We start from the raw sequence: 15,990 nt of genomic DNA, 5'->3' as shown, positions 1-15,990 counted from the left end.
CTACGACAGCCCCGTGGAGGCCCCGCATGCAGGCATGGCAAGTGCACGAGAACGGTGAGCCGGGCGAGGTGATGCGCCTCGTGGAGGCGGACCGCCCGCGGCCCGGCGAGGGGCAGGTGCTCCTGAAGGTCCGCGCGGCCAACATCAACTTCCCGGACGCGCTGCTCTGCCGGGGCCAGTACCAGGTCAGGCCCGAGCTGCCCTTCACGCCCGGCGTCGAGATCTGCGGCGAGACCGAGGACGGGCGGCGCGTGATCGCCAACCCGGCGCTGCCGCACGGCGGCTTCGCCGAGTACGCCGTCGCGGACTCCCGGGCGCTGCTGCCCGCGCCCGACGCGCTGGACGACGCCGAGGCCGCCGCGCTGCACATCGGCTACCAGACGGGCTGGTTCGGCCTGCACCGCCGCGCACGCCTCCAGGCGGGCGAGACGCTCCTGGTGCACGCGGCTGCGGGCGGCGTCGGCAGCGCCGCCGTGCAGCTCGGCAAGGCGGCGGGCGCCAAGGTCATCGGCGTCGTCGGCGGCGCCGAGAAGGCACGGGTCGCGCACGGCCTCGGCTGTGACCTGGTCATCGACCGGCGTGCGGAAGACGTCGTCGGCGCCGTGAAGGAGGCCACCGGCGGCCGGGGCGCGGACGTGATCTACGACCCCGTGGGCGGCGACGCCTACGCCAAGTCGACGAAGTGCGTGGCCTTTGAGGGCCGCATCGTCGTGGTGGGCTTCGCGAGCGGGGCGATCCCCTCGCCCTCGCTTAACCACGCCCTGGTGAAGAACTACGCGATCATGGGCCTGCACTGGGGCCTGTACAACACCAAGGACCCGGGGTCGATCGCGCGCTGCCACGAGGCGCTGACCGAGCTGGCCGCCAAGGGCGTCATCAAGCCGCTGGTCAGTGAACGCGTACCGATGGACGGCGCTGCCGCCGCCGTGCAGCGCGTCGCCGACGGCGTCACCACCGGGCGCGTGACCGTCACTCCGCACGGGGGTGCCGCATGACCGACGCGACCCAACTGCGCGGGATCACACGGGAGTTCCTCGCCGCGCACCCGCCCGCGAGCACCGACCGCGCCGACTTCCTGCGGGCCCGCTTCGACGCCGGGCTCGCCTGGGTGCACTACCCCGAGGGCCTCGGCGGGCTCGGCGCCCCGCGCTCGCTCCAGGCCGTGGTCGACACCGAGCTGGAGGCCGCGGGCGCGCCCGACAACGACCCCCGGCGCATCGGCATCGGCCTCGGCATGGCCGCCCCGACCGTCCTCGGCTTCGGCACCGACGACCAGAAGCGCCGCTTCCTCAGGCCGCTGTGGACCGGCGAGGAGGTGTGGTGCCAGCTCTTCAGCGAGCCGGGCGCAGGATCCGACCTCGCCGCGCTCGGCACCCGCGCGGTCCGTGACGAGGCGAGCGGCGACTGGATCGTCAACGGGCAGAAGGTGTGGACCTCCAGCGCCCACAGTGCCCGCTGGGCCATCCTCATCGCCCGTACCGACCCGGAGCGGCCCAAGCACCGCGGCATCACGTACTTCGTGTGCGACATGACCGACCCGGGCGTCGACGTGCGCCCGCTGCGGCAGATCACCGGCGAGGCCGAGTTCAACGAGGTGTTCCTGACCGACGTGCGCATCCCCGACGCGCACCGCCTCGGCGAGGTCGGCGAGGGCTGGAAGGTCGCCCAGACCACCCTCATGAACGAGCGCGTCTCCATCGGAGGCATGCGCATTCCCCGTGAGGGCGGCATGATCGGCCCGGTCACCAAGACCTGGCGCGAGCGCCCCGAGCTGCGCACCCACGACCTCCACCAGCGGCTCCTGAAGCTCTGGGTCGACGCGGAGGTGGCCAGGCTCACCGGCGAACGCCTCCGCCAGCAGCTCGTCGCGGGCCAGCCCGGTCCCGAGGGCTCCGGCATGAAGCTCGCCTTCGCCCGCCTCAACCAGGAGATCAGCGGCCTGGAAGTGGAACTCCTCGGTGAGGAGGGGCTCCTGTACGACGACTGGACGATGCGGCGGCCCGAGCTGGTGGACTTCACGGGCCGCGACGCGGGCTACCGCTATCTGCGGTCCAAGGGCAACAGCATCGAGGGCGGGACCAGCGAGGTCCTGCTGAACATCGTCGCCGAGCGCGTCCTGGGCCTGCCCTCCGAGCCGCGCACCGACAAGGACGTCGCCTGGAAGGACCTCGCGCGATGAGCGACCTGCTGTACTCCGAGGAGGAAGAGGCGCTGCGCTCCGCGGTGCGCGACCTGCTCTCCGACCACTGCGACGCCACGGCCGTGCTCGCCCGCGTCGAGACCGCCGAGCCGCACGACCGCGAGCTGTGGAAGGCCCTCACCGACGGGATGGGCCTCGCGGGCCTCCTGGTCCCCGAGGAGCTCGGCGGCCAGGGCGCGACCCACCGCGAGGCCGCCGTGGTCCTGGAGGAGCTGGGCCGGGCCGTGGCGCCCGTCCCGTACCTGACCAGCGCGGTCGTGGCCACCGAGACGCTGCTCGCGTGCGAGGGCGAGGCGGCGCGCGAACTGCTCGGCGCGCTCGCGTCGGGCCGCACGGTCGGCGTGCTCGCGGTGCCGCTGTCCGGCGCGCCCGGTGACACGAGCTTCGCCGTCCAGGCGCGGGACGGCGTCCTCAGCGGCCGGGTCACCGGCGTGGCGGACGCCGCGGCCGCGGACGTGTTCCTCGTGCCCACGGCCACCGGGCTCTACGCGGTCGACGCCGCGCGGGACGGGGTCACCGTCGCCCCATCGACCTCGCTGGACCTGACGCGTCCGCTCGCGGCCGTCACCTTCGACGGGGCACGCGCGCGTGAGGTAGCCCCGGACGCGGGTCCCGCGGTCGCCCTCGGGCTGCGGGCCGGGGCGGGGCTCCTCGCCTCGGAGCAACTGGGCATCGCCGAGTGGTGCCTGACCGAGACGGTCAAGTACGTCAAGGAGCGGCACCAGTTCAACCGGCCCGTCGGCTCCTTCCAGGCCCTCAAGCACCGGCTCGCGCAGCTCTGGCTGGAGGTGGTCAACACCCGGGCCGCCGCCCGCAACGCCGCGGACGCGCTGGCGAGCGGCAGTGACGAGTCGGGCCTCGCGGCAGCCGTCGCCCAGGCCTACGCGTCGCCGGTCGCCGTGCGGGCCGCCGAGGAGGCGCTCCAGCTCCATGGCGGCATCGGCATGACGTGGGAGCACCCCGTCCACCTCTGCCTCAAGCGCGCCAAGGCCGACTCGATCGCGTACGGCACGGCGGGCCGGCACCGCGAAGCCCTCGCGGAACTGGTGGACATCCAGGCGCCCTGACCGCCCCACAGGATTCATGCAGCCCGCACGTACCACGTGCGGGCTGCGCGTTTTACCCACTCCTTACATGAGGCATAATTGCGAACTGTTCGCAATAACCGTTGATCTTCAGTAGGGGTGTGGAGCATGAGGGCCCGATCGATACGAGCCGCGGGCGGCGCGGCGGCTGCCGTCGCGATGGCGGTCGCGGCCTCCGCCTGCTCGGCACCGGGCGACGGCGGCGGCTCGGGCGGAGCCAAGGACTCGGCGGTGGTCGGCATCGCGTACGAGCCGGACACCCTCAGTCCGCTCCTCGGCTACGGCAAGGACGGCAACTCCAAGATCTTCGACGGCCTCCTCACGCACGACGCCGACATGAAGCTCAAGCCCGCCCTCGCCGCCGAACTGCCCGAGGTCACCGACGACGGCAAGACCTACACGTACAAGCTGCGCCAGGGCGTCAAGTTCAGCGACGGGAAGCCCTTCTCCGCCAAGGACGTCGTCTTCACGTACGAGACGATCCTCGACAAGAAGACCAACAACGCCTCCAAGACCGAGCTCGACGCCGTCAAGAGCGTCGAGGCGAAGGGCGACGACACCGTCGTCTTCGAGCTCAAGTACCCCTACGCGCCCTTCGCGGAGCGCACCGTCCTGCCCATCGCCCCCGAGCACATCGCGGGCAAGCAGGACGTCAACAACGGCTCCTTCACCACCAAGCCGGTCGGAACCGGACCGTACGAGCTGGTCAAGTGGTCCAAGGGCGAGAAGCTGGCCTTCAAGGCCAACCCCGACTACTGGGGCGGCGCGCCCAAGGTGAAGAACTTCACCATGGCGATCATCAAGGACGACGACATCCGCGCGACCCGGCTCGACGCCGGTGAGCTCGACGGCGCGATCCTGCCGCCCAACCTCGCCGAGAAGTATGAGAACGACGGCGACAAGAAGACGTACACCGCCAAGACCTTCGACTACCGCGTGGTGACCCTGCCCACCGGCAACAAGGTCACGGGCGACAACGGCATCCGCCGCGCCCTCGACGTCGGCGTGGACCGCAAGGCCATGGTCGACTCGATCCTGGACGGCGCGGGCAAGGAGGCCTACGGACCCGTCCCGACCGACAGCCCCTGGTTCACCAAGGGCACCGAGCGCGAGTTCGACGCCGGCAAGGCCAAGAAGATCCTCGACGACGCCGGCTGGAAGCCCGGCAAGGACGGCATCCGCGAGAAGGACGGCGTCCAGGCGAAGTTCCCGCTCTGGTACCTCTCCGGCGACAAGCTCCGCCAGGACCACGCCCTCGCCTACGCCTCCGACGCCAAGAAGATCGGCATCAAGGTGGAGGTCCAGTCCGGCACCTGGGAGGTCATCCAGCCGCGCATGCCCAAGGACGCGGTCCTCGCGGGCGGCGGCTCCCCCGCCGACCCCGACTTCGACCAGTACACCCTGCTGAAGTCCTCGCTCGCCGGTGACGGCTTCAACAACATGGCGCACTACGACAACAAGAAGGTCGACGAGGCCCTGGAGGACGCGCGCAGGAGCGGCGACCACGCCGAGCGCAAGGCCGCCTACGACACCGTCCAGCGTGAGCTGGCCAAGGACCCCGGCTACACCTTCCTCACGCACATCGACCACCTCTACGTCGTCGACAAGCGCTTCGGTGACCTCACCACCCAGACCGAGCCGCACGACCACGGCCTCGCGTCGGGCCCGTGGTGGAACGTCGAGGACTGGCAGCCGAAGAAGTGACACCGGTGATATCCGCGGCACCGGGGAAGGCGGCGCGGCGCCGCCTCCCCTGGGGGCCCATGGCGCGCCTCGTGGCACGGCGCGCGCTGTTCGCCGTGCCCGTGCTGCTCGTCGTCACCTTCGGCGTCTTCGCCATCGCCGCCGCCTCACCCTTCGACCCCGTCAAGGCGTACGCGGGCACGGCCGGGCTCACCGCCTCGCAGGAGAACCTCGACCAGCTCCGCGCCAACCTCGGCGTCGACCAGCCGCTCGCCGCCCGCTGGTGGGAGTGGCTCACCTCGGCCCTCACCGGTGACCTCGGGGACTCCAGCGTGCTGCGCCAGCCCGTCGCCGACGTCATCGGCGAACGCGTCGGCTGGTCCGTGCTCCTCGCCGCGACCGCCTTCCTCACCGCGATCATCCTCGGCACCGCCCTCGGCGTCCTCGCCGCCCGCCGCCCCGGCGGCTGGCTCGACCGCGCGGTGACCTCGCTGGCGTACACGCTCGAAGCGGCGCCGCCGTTCTGGCTCGGGCTGCTCGCCGTCTGGCTGTTCGCGCTGAAGCTGGGCGTGCTGCCGTCGGGCGGCCTGACCGACACGGCCAGCTCCACCGTGACCGCCGGGCAGGTCGCGAGCCACCTCGTCCTGCCCGCCGGCGTCCTCGCGGTCTCGCAGCTCCCCTGGTTCGTCCTCTACGTACGCCAAGGCGTCGGCGACGCCCTCGGTGACGACCCCGTGCGCGGCGCACGCGCGCGTGGCCTCGCCGAACGCACCGTCCTCCTGGGCCACGCCCTGCGTTCCGGCATGCTGCCCGTGCTCACGCTCATCGGCTCCCGCGTGCCCGAACTGATCACCGGGGCGCTGCTCGTGGAGACCGTCTTCAGCTGGCCCGGCATCGCGGCGGCCACCGTTCAGGCCGCGACCGCCGTGGACTTCTCGCTGCTCGCCGCGCTGACCGCGCTCGCCACGGCCGCGGTCCTGCTCGGCAACCTCGTGGCCGACCTCCTGTACGGCCTCGCCGACCCCAGGGTGGGTTTCGATGGCTGAGACCAAAGACGTCGTCTGGCGCGCCAAGGGCGGCGTACGACGCTCCACGCGCGCGTGGCGGGTGCGGACCTCCGCCGTGCTCGTCGCCGCGGTCGTCCTCGCCGTGCTCGTCGTACCGCCGCTCGTCAACCTCGACGAGCAGGCCGTCGACCTCGGCATGAAGCTCAGACCGCCGTCCCTCGCGCACCCCTTCGGCACCGACGACGTCGGCCGCGACCTGCTGCTGCGCTGCGTCTACGGACTGCGGGTCTCCCTCCTGGTGGGCGTGGTGGCGGCAGTCGTCGCCACCGTCATCGGCACCGCCGTGGGCGCGCTCGCCGCCGCCTCCGGAGGCTGGGTGGACCGGGTCGTCATGCGGCTCGTGGACGTCTTCTCCTCGGTGCCGCACCTGCTGCTCGGCATCTTCATCGTCGCCATGTTCCGGCCCGGCGTGTGGCCGGTCGTCGTCTCCGTGGCGCTCACCCACTGGCTCTCCACCGCCCGCATCGTGCGCGCCGAAGTCCTGTCCCTGCGCTCGCGGCCCTACGTGGACGCCGCCATCTCCGGCGGCGCCTCACGGCTGCGCGTCGCGGTACGGCACCTGCTGCCCGGCGTCCTGCCGCAGGCCGGACTCGCCGCCGTCCTGATGGTGCCGCACGCCATCTGGCACGAGTCCGCGCTGTCCTTCCTCGGCCTCGGCCTGCCCACCCACCAGGCGAGCCTCGGCACGCTCGTGCAGAGCGCGCGCGGCTCGCTCCTCGCGGGCGACTGGTGGCCGACCCTCTTCCCCGGCGTGTTCATCATCGTCCCCACCCTGGCGATCGCGGGCCTCGCGGGCGCCTGGCGGGAGCGGATCAACCCCCGGCGCCGATCGGAGCTGATGCTGTGAAGCCCGTCCTGTCCGTCCAGGGCCTCTCCGTACGATTCCGCATGCGCGGCGGCAGCCATGTCTCCGCCGTCACCGACGCCACCTTCGACCTCGCGGCGGGGGAGTGCCTCGCCCTGGTCGGCGAGAGCGGCTGCGGCAAGTCGGTCCTCGCCTCCGCGCTGCTCGGCCTGCTCCCGGAGAACGCGGAGACCGCCGGGTCCGCGCTCCTCGGCGGCCTGGATCTCCTGACCGCCGACGAGCGCACCCTCGCCCGCTCCGTGCGGGGGCGGCGCGTCGGCCTCGTGCCGCAGAGCCCGGCCGCGCATCTGACCCCGGTGCGGACCGTGCGCTCCCAGCTGGAGGAGAGCCTCCGGGAGCTCGTGGGCGTACGGAAGCCGGGGCTGCGGGCCGCCGCGGAGGACGCCGCCGAACGGGCCGCGTTCCCCGCAGGCCACCTCGACCGCTACCCCCACGAACTCTCCGGCGGCCTCGCCCAGCGCGCCGCCACCGCGCTCGCCCTCATCGGCGACGCGCCGCTGCTGCTCGCCGACGAACCCACCACCGGGCTCGACCGCGACCTCGTGGACCGCACGGTCGACGAGCTGCGCCGGCACGTCGGCGACGACCGCGCGCTGCTCCTGATCACCCACGACCTGGCGGCGGCGGAGCGGATCGCCGACCGCGTGGCCGTGATGTACGCGAGCCGCGTCGTGGAACTGGCGCCCGCGGAGACCTTCTTCGGCGAGCCGGGACCCCGGCACCCGTACGCCCGAGGGCTCCTGAACGCCCTGCCGGAGCGGGAGTTCACGCCGGTCCCCGGCATGCCGCCCGAGCTGGCCGCGCTCCCCGCGGGCTGCGCGTTCGCGGCGCGCTGCGAACGCGCCGACGAGGCGTGCTCCGCCCTGCCCGGCATCGTGGCGGGCACCGCCTGCCACCACCCCCACGTGGACGTGCTGGAGGCACACCGTGCTTGAACTGCGCTCCATCACCGCCGGTTACGACCGCCGGGCCCCCGTCATGCGGGCCGTGGACCTCACGATCGCTCCCGGGGCGTCCGTCGGGCTCCTGGGCCCCAGCGGCTGCGGCAAGTCCACGCTGGCCCGCGTGGCGGCGCTGCTGCACCGTCCCGACGCCGGGCAGGTCGTCATCGACGGCGAGGCCGCGCGCGGCTGGCGCCACCGGGCACCGCGCGAGCAGCGCACCGCCTTCGGCGTCGTCTTCCAGCAGCCGAGGCTCTCGGCCGACCCCCGGCTGACCCTCACCGACCTCATCGCGGAACCGCTGCGCGCGGTGGGCCGCGGCTCCGAGGCCGCGGCCGAGGTCCCGGAACTCGCCGCCCGCGTCGGCCTGGGCAAGGACCTCCTCGGCCGCCGCCCCCACGAGGTCAGCGACGGCCAGCTCCAACGCGCCTGCCTGGCCCGCGCCCTGGTCCTTGGGCCCCGCTGGCTCATCTGCGACGAGATGACGGCCATGCTCGACGCCTCGACCACGGCGGCCTTGGTCCATGTGGTGGAGGAGTACCGCAGGGAGCACGGCGCGGGCCTCCTCGCGGTGGGCCACGACCGGGTGCTCCTGGAACGCTGGTGCGACAGGACCACGCACTGGGACGACCTCACGGCCTGAGGCAGGCAGCGGGCAGCGGGCGTCGGACGCGGCAGACGGTCCCGACGCGTGTCACGACGGGCCGGTGCCGGGGTCGTCGTCCAGGCGCAGACGGCGGGCGAGGACGTCGCGGGCCGCGGTGAGCAGGGGCATGCTGTGGCCGAACGCGTGGGCGCGCAGGAGGAGCAGGGCGTCGCCGGGCGGAACCCCGAGCTGGTGGGCGAGCATGCCGGCGGCCTGGTGGACCTCGGCGAACAGCAGGCCGTCGGCGAGGAGTGCGGGGGAGGTCTCCGCGATCAGACGGGCGAGGGCCCCGGTGAGATGGCGGGCGTCGGTCAACTGGGCGGGGGTGAGCGGGCCGGGCGTGGTGCGGTGGCCGGCCAGGGCACCGAGGGTGAACGGCCGGGCGATGCGCAGGGGCAGTGTGAACAGAGCGGTGATACCGGTGCTGAGCAGGGCGGAGGCCAGCCCCGGCCAGCGGTCGCCCCCCTCGTCGTCCAGGTCCGGGACCAGGACCGCGCGGCCGGTGCGGGCGGTGTCCCAGGTCGGACCGTGTCCCTGGACCAGTTGCAGATCCTCGATGGCCTGGGCGTGCGGGCCGAAGCTCTGCCACAGCTCGGGGCTGCGGCCGCCCGGTACCAGCACCAGGGCCAGGCCGTCCAGATCCAGGGCGTGCGCGCAGGCCCGCAGGGGCAGCGGCTCCCCGTGGTCGGCCGCGCCGCGGGCGGTGATGGTGCGCAGGCAGGCGGCCATCTCACCGGTCACTTCGGAAGGCACTGGCGCCACCCCTGTTCTGGTGGTCGTAGGGGGCGGCCTCGGCGCCCCGGTCAGCGGGACCTGGTGGCGGCGGGCGTGAACACTGTGGCCCGTTCCCGCCGGGGTCAGGGCGGGGCGTCCGCGCCCCCGGAGCGCACGGCCCCGTCCACGGGCGGCGGGATCGCGTCCACCGACGACGGGGCCTCGCCCCGGTGACGTACGGCCCGGCCGTCGCTCACCCGCCCGAGCGGATGCCGTTGACCGGGCATCACGGGCAGCAGGTTCTCGTCGATGACTGTCTGGGCCACGGCGGTCAGGCGCAGGCGGTGGTGGCGTGCGTAGCAACGCATGGTCTCGAACGCGCGGTCGGCGCTGGTTTCGAGCCGGTGCATCAGGACGCCCTTGGCCTGTTCGATGATCACGCGGCTGTGCAGGGCGGTGCGCAGTTGTGCGTTGACGGTGCGGTGCTCGGAGATGATCTGGGCGTGGGCCAGGCCGATGGCGGCCGCGTCGGCCAGTGCCTGGGCCAGGCGCACATCGGCCGCGGAGACGGGGGCGGAGACCGAGCGCAGCAAGAGCAGCGATCCCAGGGGCTGTTGGCGCAGCCGCAGGGGCAGGGCACTGGCGAAGCGGTATCCGGCGCGGCGCGCGCCGGCGGTGAAGTCCGGCCACCGGTCGATGCCGTCCCGCAGATCGACCCGTTCGATCGCGGTACCGCTGCGGTGGCAGTCCAGGGCCGGTCCCTCGCGCTGCGCGATCGCGAGCAGCCGGGACAGGTCCGGACCCAGGTCGCAGGGGGCGACCGGGTGCAGCGCCTCGTTCGGCAGGGCAAGGAGCACGGCGGCCGAGCGGACCTCAAGCAGTTCGGCGCAGCGCGCGCACAGTTGCTGGAGGAAGGCGATGACGTCGAAGTCGTCGACGAGCGTGTCGGCCAGCTCGATGAAGGTCTCGGTGACCAGGCGTTCACGGTCCATGGTTGCGGTTCCTTTACGAGGCCGAAGAAGGCGTACGGCGAGGAGCGGGAAGGGCGGCGGCAGCGGGCCGTGCGGTCAGCTGTCGTCGGGCAGACGCAGCCGTCTGTCCAGTACGTCGCGGGCGACGTCGTTGATCGACCGGCCGCTGGCGTAGGCGTAGCCGCGCAGCCGGACCAGCGCGGCGGGCAGGGGGATACGGAGCTGCACGCTGAGCATGCCGGTGGCCTGGTGGACCTCCGCACGGTGCAGGTCCATCGACGCGATCGCAGGCCCGGGCGTCTCCGCCTCCTTCGGGACCCCCGCGATCAGGAAGACCGCCAGGGCGTCGCTCGCCGCGAGGGCGTCATCGAGCGCCCGCTGCGACAAGGGCCCGGCGGCACAGCGGTGGCAGACCAGGGCTCCGACCCGCGCCGCTCCCAGACGCAGGGGAAGGGCGAAGACCGCCCGCACCCCCAGTGCCATGGCCTCGACGGCGAAGAGCGGCCAGCGTGTCGTGGTGGCGCGCTCCAGGTCGGGCACCAGATACGGGCCGCCTTCGCGCGCGGCGTCCAGGGCCGGCCCCTGGCCCAGCGTGTACTGCACGTCATCCAGACGGGTGTCGGTCTCGGTGCCCGACCACAGCAGTTCCGTACCGTCCAGGCGGAAGGTGACGGCGACACCGTCCACCGCCAGCAGCGCGGCCAGGCTCTCGCACCACCGGCGGGACGGTCCCGCTCCACCGGGCTGCAACTCGCCGATCAATCCCGTCAGCGTGTCCTCCGCCATCACGGGCTTCCCCTCGACTGACGCACCGGCGCCGACCGTGCATCAGCACTCCCCAGCATTGTGCCCCGCCTCGGGTCCCGTGTCTTCACGACGTCGGCGGTGATCACCCGCTGGGGGAACTGAGCGGCGTCCGGCCGGCCCGGCAGACCGACTCGCGTGCCCGCGCGAGGAGTTGAGGTGCGTGGTTGGGGCGTTCGTAACCTGCCGTAAAGCTGGTGAGCCCCATACTCTCTGAGGCCCCCACCGCCGCACCTCGCGGTGCCACGCACCGGCGTGGCGCACTCCGGCGCCCGCGCTCACCCCTCGTCCCGGGAGGCAGACAGACATGGCCCTCACCACCCGTCGCAGAGCCCTCACCACCCTCGGCGCCGCCCTTGCCGGCGGCATCGCGCTGCCCGCCCACGCGTGGGCGGACGGACGCGGACAGGACCACCCGCGAGCGGACGGACGCGGACGGCGCCACCCGCGGCCCCGCCCGCTCCTCCACGCCCACGCCCACAACGACTACGAGCACCCCCGGCCCCTGCTCGACGCCCTCGGCCACCGGTTCAACAGCGTCGAGGCCGACATCTACCTCGTCGACGGACAGCTCCTGGTCGCCCACGACCCCGTGGACCTCGACCCCGCCCGCACCCTCGAATCCCTCTACCTCAAGCCGCTCGCGGCCCGCGTCCGCGCGAACCACGGGTCGGTGTACCGGGGGCACCACCACACCCCCTTCCAGCTCCTCATCGACATCAAGACCGAGGGCGCGTCGACCTACGCCGAGCTCCACCGCCACCTGCTGCCCTACCGGCGCCTGTTCACCTCGTACACGCACGGCAAGGTGCGCCGCTCGGCGGTCACGGCCGTGGTCTCCGGCGACCGCGCGGCACGTGGCCCGATGACGGCCCAGAAGGTGCGGCACGCCTTCTACGACGGGCGGCTCGCCGACCTCGGGACGTCGGCGCCCGCCTCCCTCATCCCGTTGATCAGCGACAACTGGTCGCTCAACTTCACCTGGCAGGGCGCGGGGCCGATCCCTCCGGCCGAGCGCGACAAGCTGCGCGGCATCGTCTCCGGCGCCCATGCGCGCGGGCAGCGCGTCCGCTTCTGGGCCACGCCCGATGTGCCCGGCCCTCAGCGTGACGCGGTCTGGGGCGAGCTGCTGGCCGCCGGTGTCGATCACCTCAACACCGATGACCTCGCCGGGCTCGAAGTCTTCCTCGACGCACACGGCCGATGACCGGGGCCGGACGACGCCCGATTCAGTAACACCCGTTCGGAGCACAGGTCAGAGGCCCGGACAAACCCTCCGCTACGCGACACTGACGGCCGGGAGCCGCGGTGTCGCGTGGCGGAGGAGGTTCTTGGGATGGCTGTCTCGATCTCTGTGGTGCTGTTGCTGCTCATCCTGGCGGTGGTCTTCCTGCGCAACGGCGCCCTGAAGATCTCGCACGCCCTGGTCTGCGCACTGCTGGGCTTCTACCTGGCCGGTTCCAGCATGGCGCCGACGATCCACGACGGCCTCACGGCCACGGCCGACATGGTCAGCGCGCTCCAGCCCTGACCGTCCTCTCCGGCGGCGACGGCTCTTTTGCGTCTTCGTGAACAACTGACGTTGTTTCATGGACACTTCAAGGCGCCCGGCCTAGCTTCGGCGCATGCCACCCATGCCACCCATGCCACGCATGCCGCGCAGGCGTCGGAGGATCACGCGCAGCGCCCTCGCCCTGACCCTCGCCGCCGCGACCGCCGCCCTCGTCGCACCTGGCCCCGCCCACGCCGACGACATCCCCAAGGCGCCCGGTCACCGGCTCGTCGAGGAGTACGAGGGCGCGCCCGCCGACGCCCGCCCGCTGCCCGGCACCCCGCCGCCCCAGCACCCGTACCTCGCCGCCAACGGCCGCAGCGGCATGCACGCGGACGCGGCGGGCAGCGGGACCTATCCCTGGAGCGGGCCGCTCGGCAAGAAGCCGACGGCCGACAGCGAGAGGATGGCCGCCCTCGGCGGGGAGTGCGCCACCGTCACCTTCGACCGGGAGGGCCGCATCGTCACCGTATGCGGCACCTTCACGGGCTTCCTGGTCAAGCTGCTCGATCCGAGGACGCTCGCCACGCTCGCCGAGTACAAGCTGCCCCAGCGGCCCTCCACCGTCGAGGCCATCACCCGTCTCGACTTCTCCCGGATCTTCAAGGACACCTCGGGCGGCGCCTACTCCTATCTCGACGACCGCGACCGGCTCGTCCTCGCCGACTCCCGGCAGCACATCGTCCGGCTCGCCCACGAGCGGACGGCCGACGGCCACTGGCGCTTCGTCGTCGACAAGGAGTGGGACCTGACGGCCCACGTTCCGCACGACTGCGTCACCTGGACCAATCTCCGTCCGAGCGGTGAGTGCGATCCGGTCACCTCGGTCATGCCCGACTGGGACGGGCGCATCTGGTGGGTGACACGGCAGGGGCGTGTCGGCACCGTCGACCCGGAGTCCGGCTCCATCCGGTCCATGCGGCTGGCGGGGGAGGAGATCCAGAACTCCTTCAGCGTCGCAGAGGACGGTGTCTCCATCGTCTCCGACCACGCGCTCTACAGCTTCCGCGCGGCCGGCGACGGCACACCGGAGGTGCGGTGGCGGCAGACGTACGACCGCGGCAGCGGCACCAAGCCCGGCTCGGTGAACCAGGGATCGGGCACGACACCCGACCTCTTCGGAGAGCACGGCGACTATGTGGCGATCACCGACAACGCGGACGACCGCATGAACGTCCTCGTCTACCGGCGCGGCGCCGACGTGCCCGACGACGAGCGGCTCGTCTGCGAGGTCCCCGTGTTCACGGCGGGCGCGTCCACCACCGACAACTCGCTCATCACCTGGGGCGACAGCCTCGTCGTCGAGAACAACTACGGGTACGAGAACATCACCTCGCTCACGCTCGGCCGCAGCGTCGTCGGGGGCGTCAGCAGGATCGACGTACGCGAGGACGGCAGCGGCTGCGACACCGCCTGGGAGAGCGACGTGCGCGCCCCCTCCGCCGTGCCCAAGCTCTCCACCGCCAACGGGCTGCTGTACTTCTACACGAAGGAACCCAACCGTCTCGGCATCGACGCCTGGTACCTCACCGCGGTCGACTTCCGCACCGGCGGGACCAGGTGGAAGCGGCTCGCCGGTACGGGCATCGCGTACGACAACAACTGGGCTCCCGTGACGCTGGGCCCGGACGGGACCGCCTACGTGGGCGTCTTCAACGGCCTGGTGGCGGTGCGGGACACGGAGTAGGCCACGGGCGCCCCGGCTACCCCAGCGAGAACGCCCCGGCTACCCCCGCGAGAACACGCCGATGCCGTTCGGCACCGGGCGCTCGGCGCCGCCGCTCGGGTTGTTGCGTACGGTCACCGCCTCGGCGCCCGGCGCCCGCGCGACCAGCGTGGCCGTGGCCGACACCAGGGTGGACGAACCGCCGCCGTCCAGACTGAAGCCCTCGGTGGCGCCAAGACCGCGCAAGGTGTCGGCCACCTCGGCGATCGTGAGGCCCGTACGGAACTCCGGGGAGCCGTCGAGCGCGAACAGGAGCAGGTGCCGGCCGTTGTCGGAGATCCCGGCGGCCGTGCGCACCGCCGAGGTCGTCCCGTCGAGGCCGGGCAGCGGCGTGCCGTCGCGCAGCACGGGGTAGCCGCCGAGCGCGAAGCGGAACGGGACGTGCGACGTGGCGGCCACCAGGCGGTGCCGGACGCTCACCGGGTCGCCCGGCGAGAGTTTCCGCAGCTCCTGGGCGCCCGCCTCGCGGCCGACGAGGACCGTGGTGCCGCGGGCGACGGGACCGCTGCCCGGCGTGCCGGCGGTGGCGACGACCCGCCCGCGGCGGACCGTCACCTCATGGGTGTCCGCGCTGCACGGCGCGCCGCGGCTCGTGTCCGTGCCGCAGGTCGACCGCACCCGTGAGACGGAGCCCCAGTCGCTCGTGAACGCCCCGACGGAGCCCACCGGCAGCGCGTACTGGTTGAGCCCGCCCAGCGGAAGACGGGCTTCCGGGGTGCGCACCTGCCCGGTCAGGGTGAGGTCGTCCATGCGCGCCCTGCGGTCGTGGCCGACCCCGATGACGGCCTCGGTGCTCACGCCCGGCGGCATGGCGGGCCCGAAGCGCTGACCGTCGGGGACCGCGCCCTTCAACGCGCGTCCCGCGGCGATCGCGGGACCGACGGGCGCGCCGGTGGCCTCCACGCCCGGATGCTGGGTCTCGCTGATGTTGAAGAAGTCGCCGTTGATGCCGCCGACCGCGCCGGAGCCGTCCGCGAGCGCGGAGACGGGCGAGCGCGCGGCGACCTTGCCGGGATACAGCAGCCCGACGCTGGTGCGCGGATCGCGCAGGTCGACGTCGAGCACATGCGCGCGGGCCGTGCCGCGCGAGCCCGGTACGTCGAAGTACCGGTACGTCACGCCGGGCGCGATCCTGGTGGCCGCCTTGGCGGTGTCCCCGGGAGCGCCGCTGGCCGGTGCCGCTCCCGTGAGAGCCGCACCGGCCAGCGTGCCGAGCGTGGTGATGAGGGCGAAGGTCGTTCTGAACCGCCCACCGCGTTGTGTCTGCCGTCTCACGGATCCCCCCTGGTGTCGGCCGGGCCCCAACTGTCCCAGCAGGCGTGGTGGTTCACCAGACGGGAGCGGTGGCTATGTTCCGACGAGTCGGGAACGGATCAGGAAACGCACGCCCTCGGGGGCCTCCAGCGAGAAGCCGCTGCCTCGTCCTGGCACCACGTCCACGATCAGCCGGGTGTGGCTCCACACCGCGTACTGGCTCTTCGACATCCAGAACGTTACGGGCTCCGCGACGCCCTCGACGGTAAGCGACGCGAGCCTTATGTCTGATTCGCCGGTACGGAACTCGCCCTCCGGGTAGCACATGGGCGCGCTGCCGTCGCAGCAGCCGCCGGACTGATGGAACATCAGCGGCCCATGCATGTCCCGCAACCGGCGCACGAGCCGGGCGGCTTCGGGGGTGAGCTCGACCCGGGGCACCTCGTCCTTGCTCTCCTGACGGTCCATGGGAGGACTCTTCC

General features: G+C 72.8%; 16 protein-coding genes. 11 read left to right on the top strand and 5 right to left on the bottom strand.

Features of this window, described 5'->3' with window-relative positions; genetic code table 11:
- Positions 1-26 precede the first annotated feature (26 nt).
- The 8 genes from ACZ6JY_RS16300 to ACZ6JY_RS16265 all read left to right on the top strand — a co-directional run bounded on the left by ACZ6JY_RS16300 (position 27) and on the right by ACZ6JY_RS16265 (position 8,484).
- Positions 27-995 (top strand): NADPH:quinone oxidoreductase family protein, encoded by a 969-nt coding sequence (locus tag ACZ6JY_RS16300; protein WP_469196473.1) that lies wholly within the window; start codon positions 27-29, stop codon positions 993-995.
- Positions 992-2,179 carry an acyl-CoA dehydrogenase family protein gene (locus ACZ6JY_RS16295; protein WP_469196471.1) on the top strand — a complete coding sequence of 396 codons (1,188 nt, stop codon included), beginning with the start codon at positions 992-994 and terminating at the stop codon, positions 2,177-2,179. Before ACZ6JY_RS16300 ends, ACZ6JY_RS16295 begins: the two co-directional genes overlap by 4 nt.
- Positions 2,176-3,267, top strand: coding sequence for an acyl-CoA dehydrogenase family protein (locus ACZ6JY_RS16290; RefSeq protein WP_469196469.1), 1,092 nt, complete (start codon positions 2,176-2,178; stop codon positions 3,265-3,267). The genes ACZ6JY_RS16295 and ACZ6JY_RS16290 overlap by 4 nt, the downstream gene beginning before the upstream one ends.
- Positions 3,268-3,393: 126 nt before the next feature.
- Positions 3,394-4,989, top strand: coding sequence for an ABC transporter substrate-binding protein (locus ACZ6JY_RS16285; protein ID WP_469196467.1), 1,596 nt, complete (start codon positions 3,394-3,396; stop codon positions 4,987-4,989).
- Between the two features lie 59 nt (positions 4,990-5,048).
- Positions 5,049-6,014, top strand: a complete 966-nt coding sequence (locus ACZ6JY_RS16280) for an ABC transporter permease (protein ID WP_469196954.1) — start codon at positions 5,049-5,051, stop codon at positions 6,012-6,014.
- Positions 6,007-6,882, top strand: a complete 876-nt coding sequence (locus tag ACZ6JY_RS16275) for an ABC transporter permease (protein ID WP_469196465.1) — start codon at positions 6,007-6,009, stop codon at positions 6,880-6,882. Before ACZ6JY_RS16280 ends, ACZ6JY_RS16275 begins: the two co-directional genes overlap by 8 nt.
- A gap of 41 nt (positions 6,883-6,923) precedes the next feature.
- Positions 6,924-7,835, top strand: a complete 912-nt coding sequence (locus ACZ6JY_RS16270) for an ABC transporter ATP-binding protein (protein ID WP_469196953.1) — start codon at positions 6,924-6,926, stop codon at positions 7,833-7,835.
- On the top strand, positions 7,828-8,484 hold the full coding sequence (locus ACZ6JY_RS16265) for an ABC transporter ATP-binding protein (RefSeq protein ID WP_469196463.1): 657 nt from the start codon (positions 7,828-7,830) through the stop codon (positions 8,482-8,484). Before ACZ6JY_RS16270 ends, ACZ6JY_RS16265 begins: the two co-directional genes overlap by 8 nt.
- A 51-nt stretch (positions 8,485-8,535) precedes the next feature.
- Here ACZ6JY_RS16265 and ACZ6JY_RS16260 read toward each other — a convergent pair whose 3' ends face one another.
- The 3 genes from ACZ6JY_RS16260 to ACZ6JY_RS16250 form a co-directional block, all read right to left on the bottom strand.
- Complete coding sequence (locus ACZ6JY_RS16260; RefSeq protein ID WP_469196461.1) at positions 8,536-9,240, bottom strand: GAF and ANTAR domain-containing protein; 705 nt, start codon at positions 9,238-9,240, stop codon at positions 8,536-8,538.
- Between the two features lie 104 nt (positions 9,241-9,344).
- Entirely contained in the window at positions 9,345-10,193 is an 849-nt protein-coding gene (locus tag ACZ6JY_RS16255) for an ANTAR domain-containing protein (protein ID WP_469196459.1), read from the bottom strand.
- A 75-nt stretch (positions 10,194-10,268) separates the two neighbouring features.
- On the bottom strand, positions 10,269-10,958 hold the full coding sequence (locus ACZ6JY_RS16250) for a GAF and ANTAR domain-containing protein (protein ID WP_469196457.1): 690 nt from the start codon (positions 10,956-10,958) through the stop codon (positions 10,269-10,271).
- 325 nt (positions 10,959-11,283) lie between these two features.
- Here ACZ6JY_RS16250 and ACZ6JY_RS16245 point away from each other — a divergent pair, with 325 nt between their 5' ends.
- The 3 genes from ACZ6JY_RS16245 to ACZ6JY_RS16235 all read left to right on the top strand — a co-directional run bounded on the left by ACZ6JY_RS16245 (position 11,284) and on the right by ACZ6JY_RS16235 (position 14,215).
- Complete coding sequence (locus tag ACZ6JY_RS16245) at positions 11,284-12,183, top strand: phosphatidylinositol-specific phospholipase C/glycerophosphodiester phosphodiesterase family protein (protein WP_469196455.1); 900 nt, start codon at positions 11,284-11,286, stop codon at positions 12,181-12,183.
- A 129-nt stretch (positions 12,184-12,312) separates the two neighbouring features.
- Entirely contained in the window at positions 12,313-12,507 is a 195-nt protein-coding gene (locus ACZ6JY_RS16240; RefSeq protein WP_062778509.1) for a hypothetical protein, read from the top strand.
- Between the two features lie 121 nt (positions 12,508-12,628).
- A complete protein-coding gene (locus ACZ6JY_RS16235) occupies positions 12,629-14,215 on the top strand; it encodes a hypothetical protein (RefSeq protein WP_469196952.1) in 1,587 nt (528 codons plus the stop codon).
- A gap of 39 nt (positions 14,216-14,254) precedes the next feature.
- Here the strand turns inward: ACZ6JY_RS16235 and ACZ6JY_RS16230 are convergent, their stop codons facing one another.
- Together ACZ6JY_RS16230 and ACZ6JY_RS16225 are read right to left on the bottom strand one after the other, a co-directional pair.
- Positions 14,255-15,529 (bottom strand): phosphodiester glycosidase family protein, encoded by a 1,275-nt coding sequence (locus ACZ6JY_RS16230; protein WP_469196453.1) that lies wholly within the window; start codon positions 15,527-15,529, stop codon positions 14,255-14,257.
- Positions 15,530-15,601: 72 nt separating this feature from the next.
- Positions 15,602-15,976 (bottom strand): DUF779 domain-containing protein, encoded by a 375-nt coding sequence (locus ACZ6JY_RS16225; RefSeq protein ID WP_469196451.1) that lies wholly within the window; start codon positions 15,974-15,976, stop codon positions 15,602-15,604.
- Positions 15,977-15,990: the final 14 nt, after the last annotated feature.

Source organism: Streptomyces sp. NPDC046335 (assembly GCF_055587985.1).
Note: the sequence above shows the minus strand (reverse complement) of the source record. Positions and strands in the feature narration are given on the sequence as shown.

Bases quoted from the DNA above. Each gene is read 5' to 3' on its own strand.
- ACZ6JY_RS16250 (WP_469196457.1), bottom strand. From the start codon at position 10,958: ATGGCGGAGGACACGCTGACGGGATTGATCGGCGAGTTGCAGCCCGGT.
- ACZ6JY_RS16270 (WP_469196953.1), top strand. From the start codon at position 6,924: ATGCGCGGCGGCAGCCATGTCTCCGCCGTCACCGACGCCACCTTCGAC.
- ACZ6JY_RS16225 (WP_469196451.1), bottom strand. From the start codon at position 15,976: ATGGACCGTCAGGAGAGCAAGGACGAGGTGCCCCGGGTCGAGCTCACC.
- ACZ6JY_RS16295 (WP_469196471.1), top strand. From the start codon at position 992: ATGACCGACGCGACCCAACTGCGCGGGATCACACGGGAGTTCCTCGCC.
- ACZ6JY_RS16300 (WP_469196473.1), top strand. From the start codon at position 27: ATGCAGGCATGGCAAGTGCACGAGAACGGTGAGCCGGGCGAGGTGATG.
- ACZ6JY_RS16290 (WP_469196469.1), top strand. From the start codon at position 2,176: ATGAGCGACCTGCTGTACTCCGAGGAGGAAGAGGCGCTGCGCTCCGCG.
- ACZ6JY_RS16240 (WP_062778509.1), top strand. From the start codon at position 12,313: ATGGCTGTCTCGATCTCTGTGGTGCTGTTGCTGCTCATCCTGGCGGTG.
- ACZ6JY_RS16280 (WP_469196954.1), top strand. From the start codon at position 5,049: ATGGCGCGCCTCGTGGCACGGCGCGCGCTGTTCGCCGTGCCCGTGCTG.
- ACZ6JY_RS16275 (WP_469196465.1), top strand. From the start codon at position 6,007: ATGGCTGAGACCAAAGACGTCGTCTGGCGCGCCAAGGGCGGCGTACGA.
- ACZ6JY_RS16245 (WP_469196455.1), top strand. From the start codon at position 11,284: ATGGCCCTCACCACCCGTCGCAGAGCCCTCACCACCCTCGGCGCCGCC.
- ACZ6JY_RS16285 (WP_469196467.1), top strand. From the start codon at position 3,394: ATGAGGGCCCGATCGATACGAGCCGCGGGCGGCGCGGCGGCTGCCGTC.
- ACZ6JY_RS16255 (WP_469196459.1), bottom strand. From the start codon at position 10,193: ATGGACCGTGAACGCCTGGTCACCGAGACCTTCATCGAGCTGGCCGAC.
- ACZ6JY_RS16235 (WP_469196952.1), top strand. From the start codon at position 12,629: ATGCCGCGCAGGCGTCGGAGGATCACGCGCAGCGCCCTCGCCCTGACC.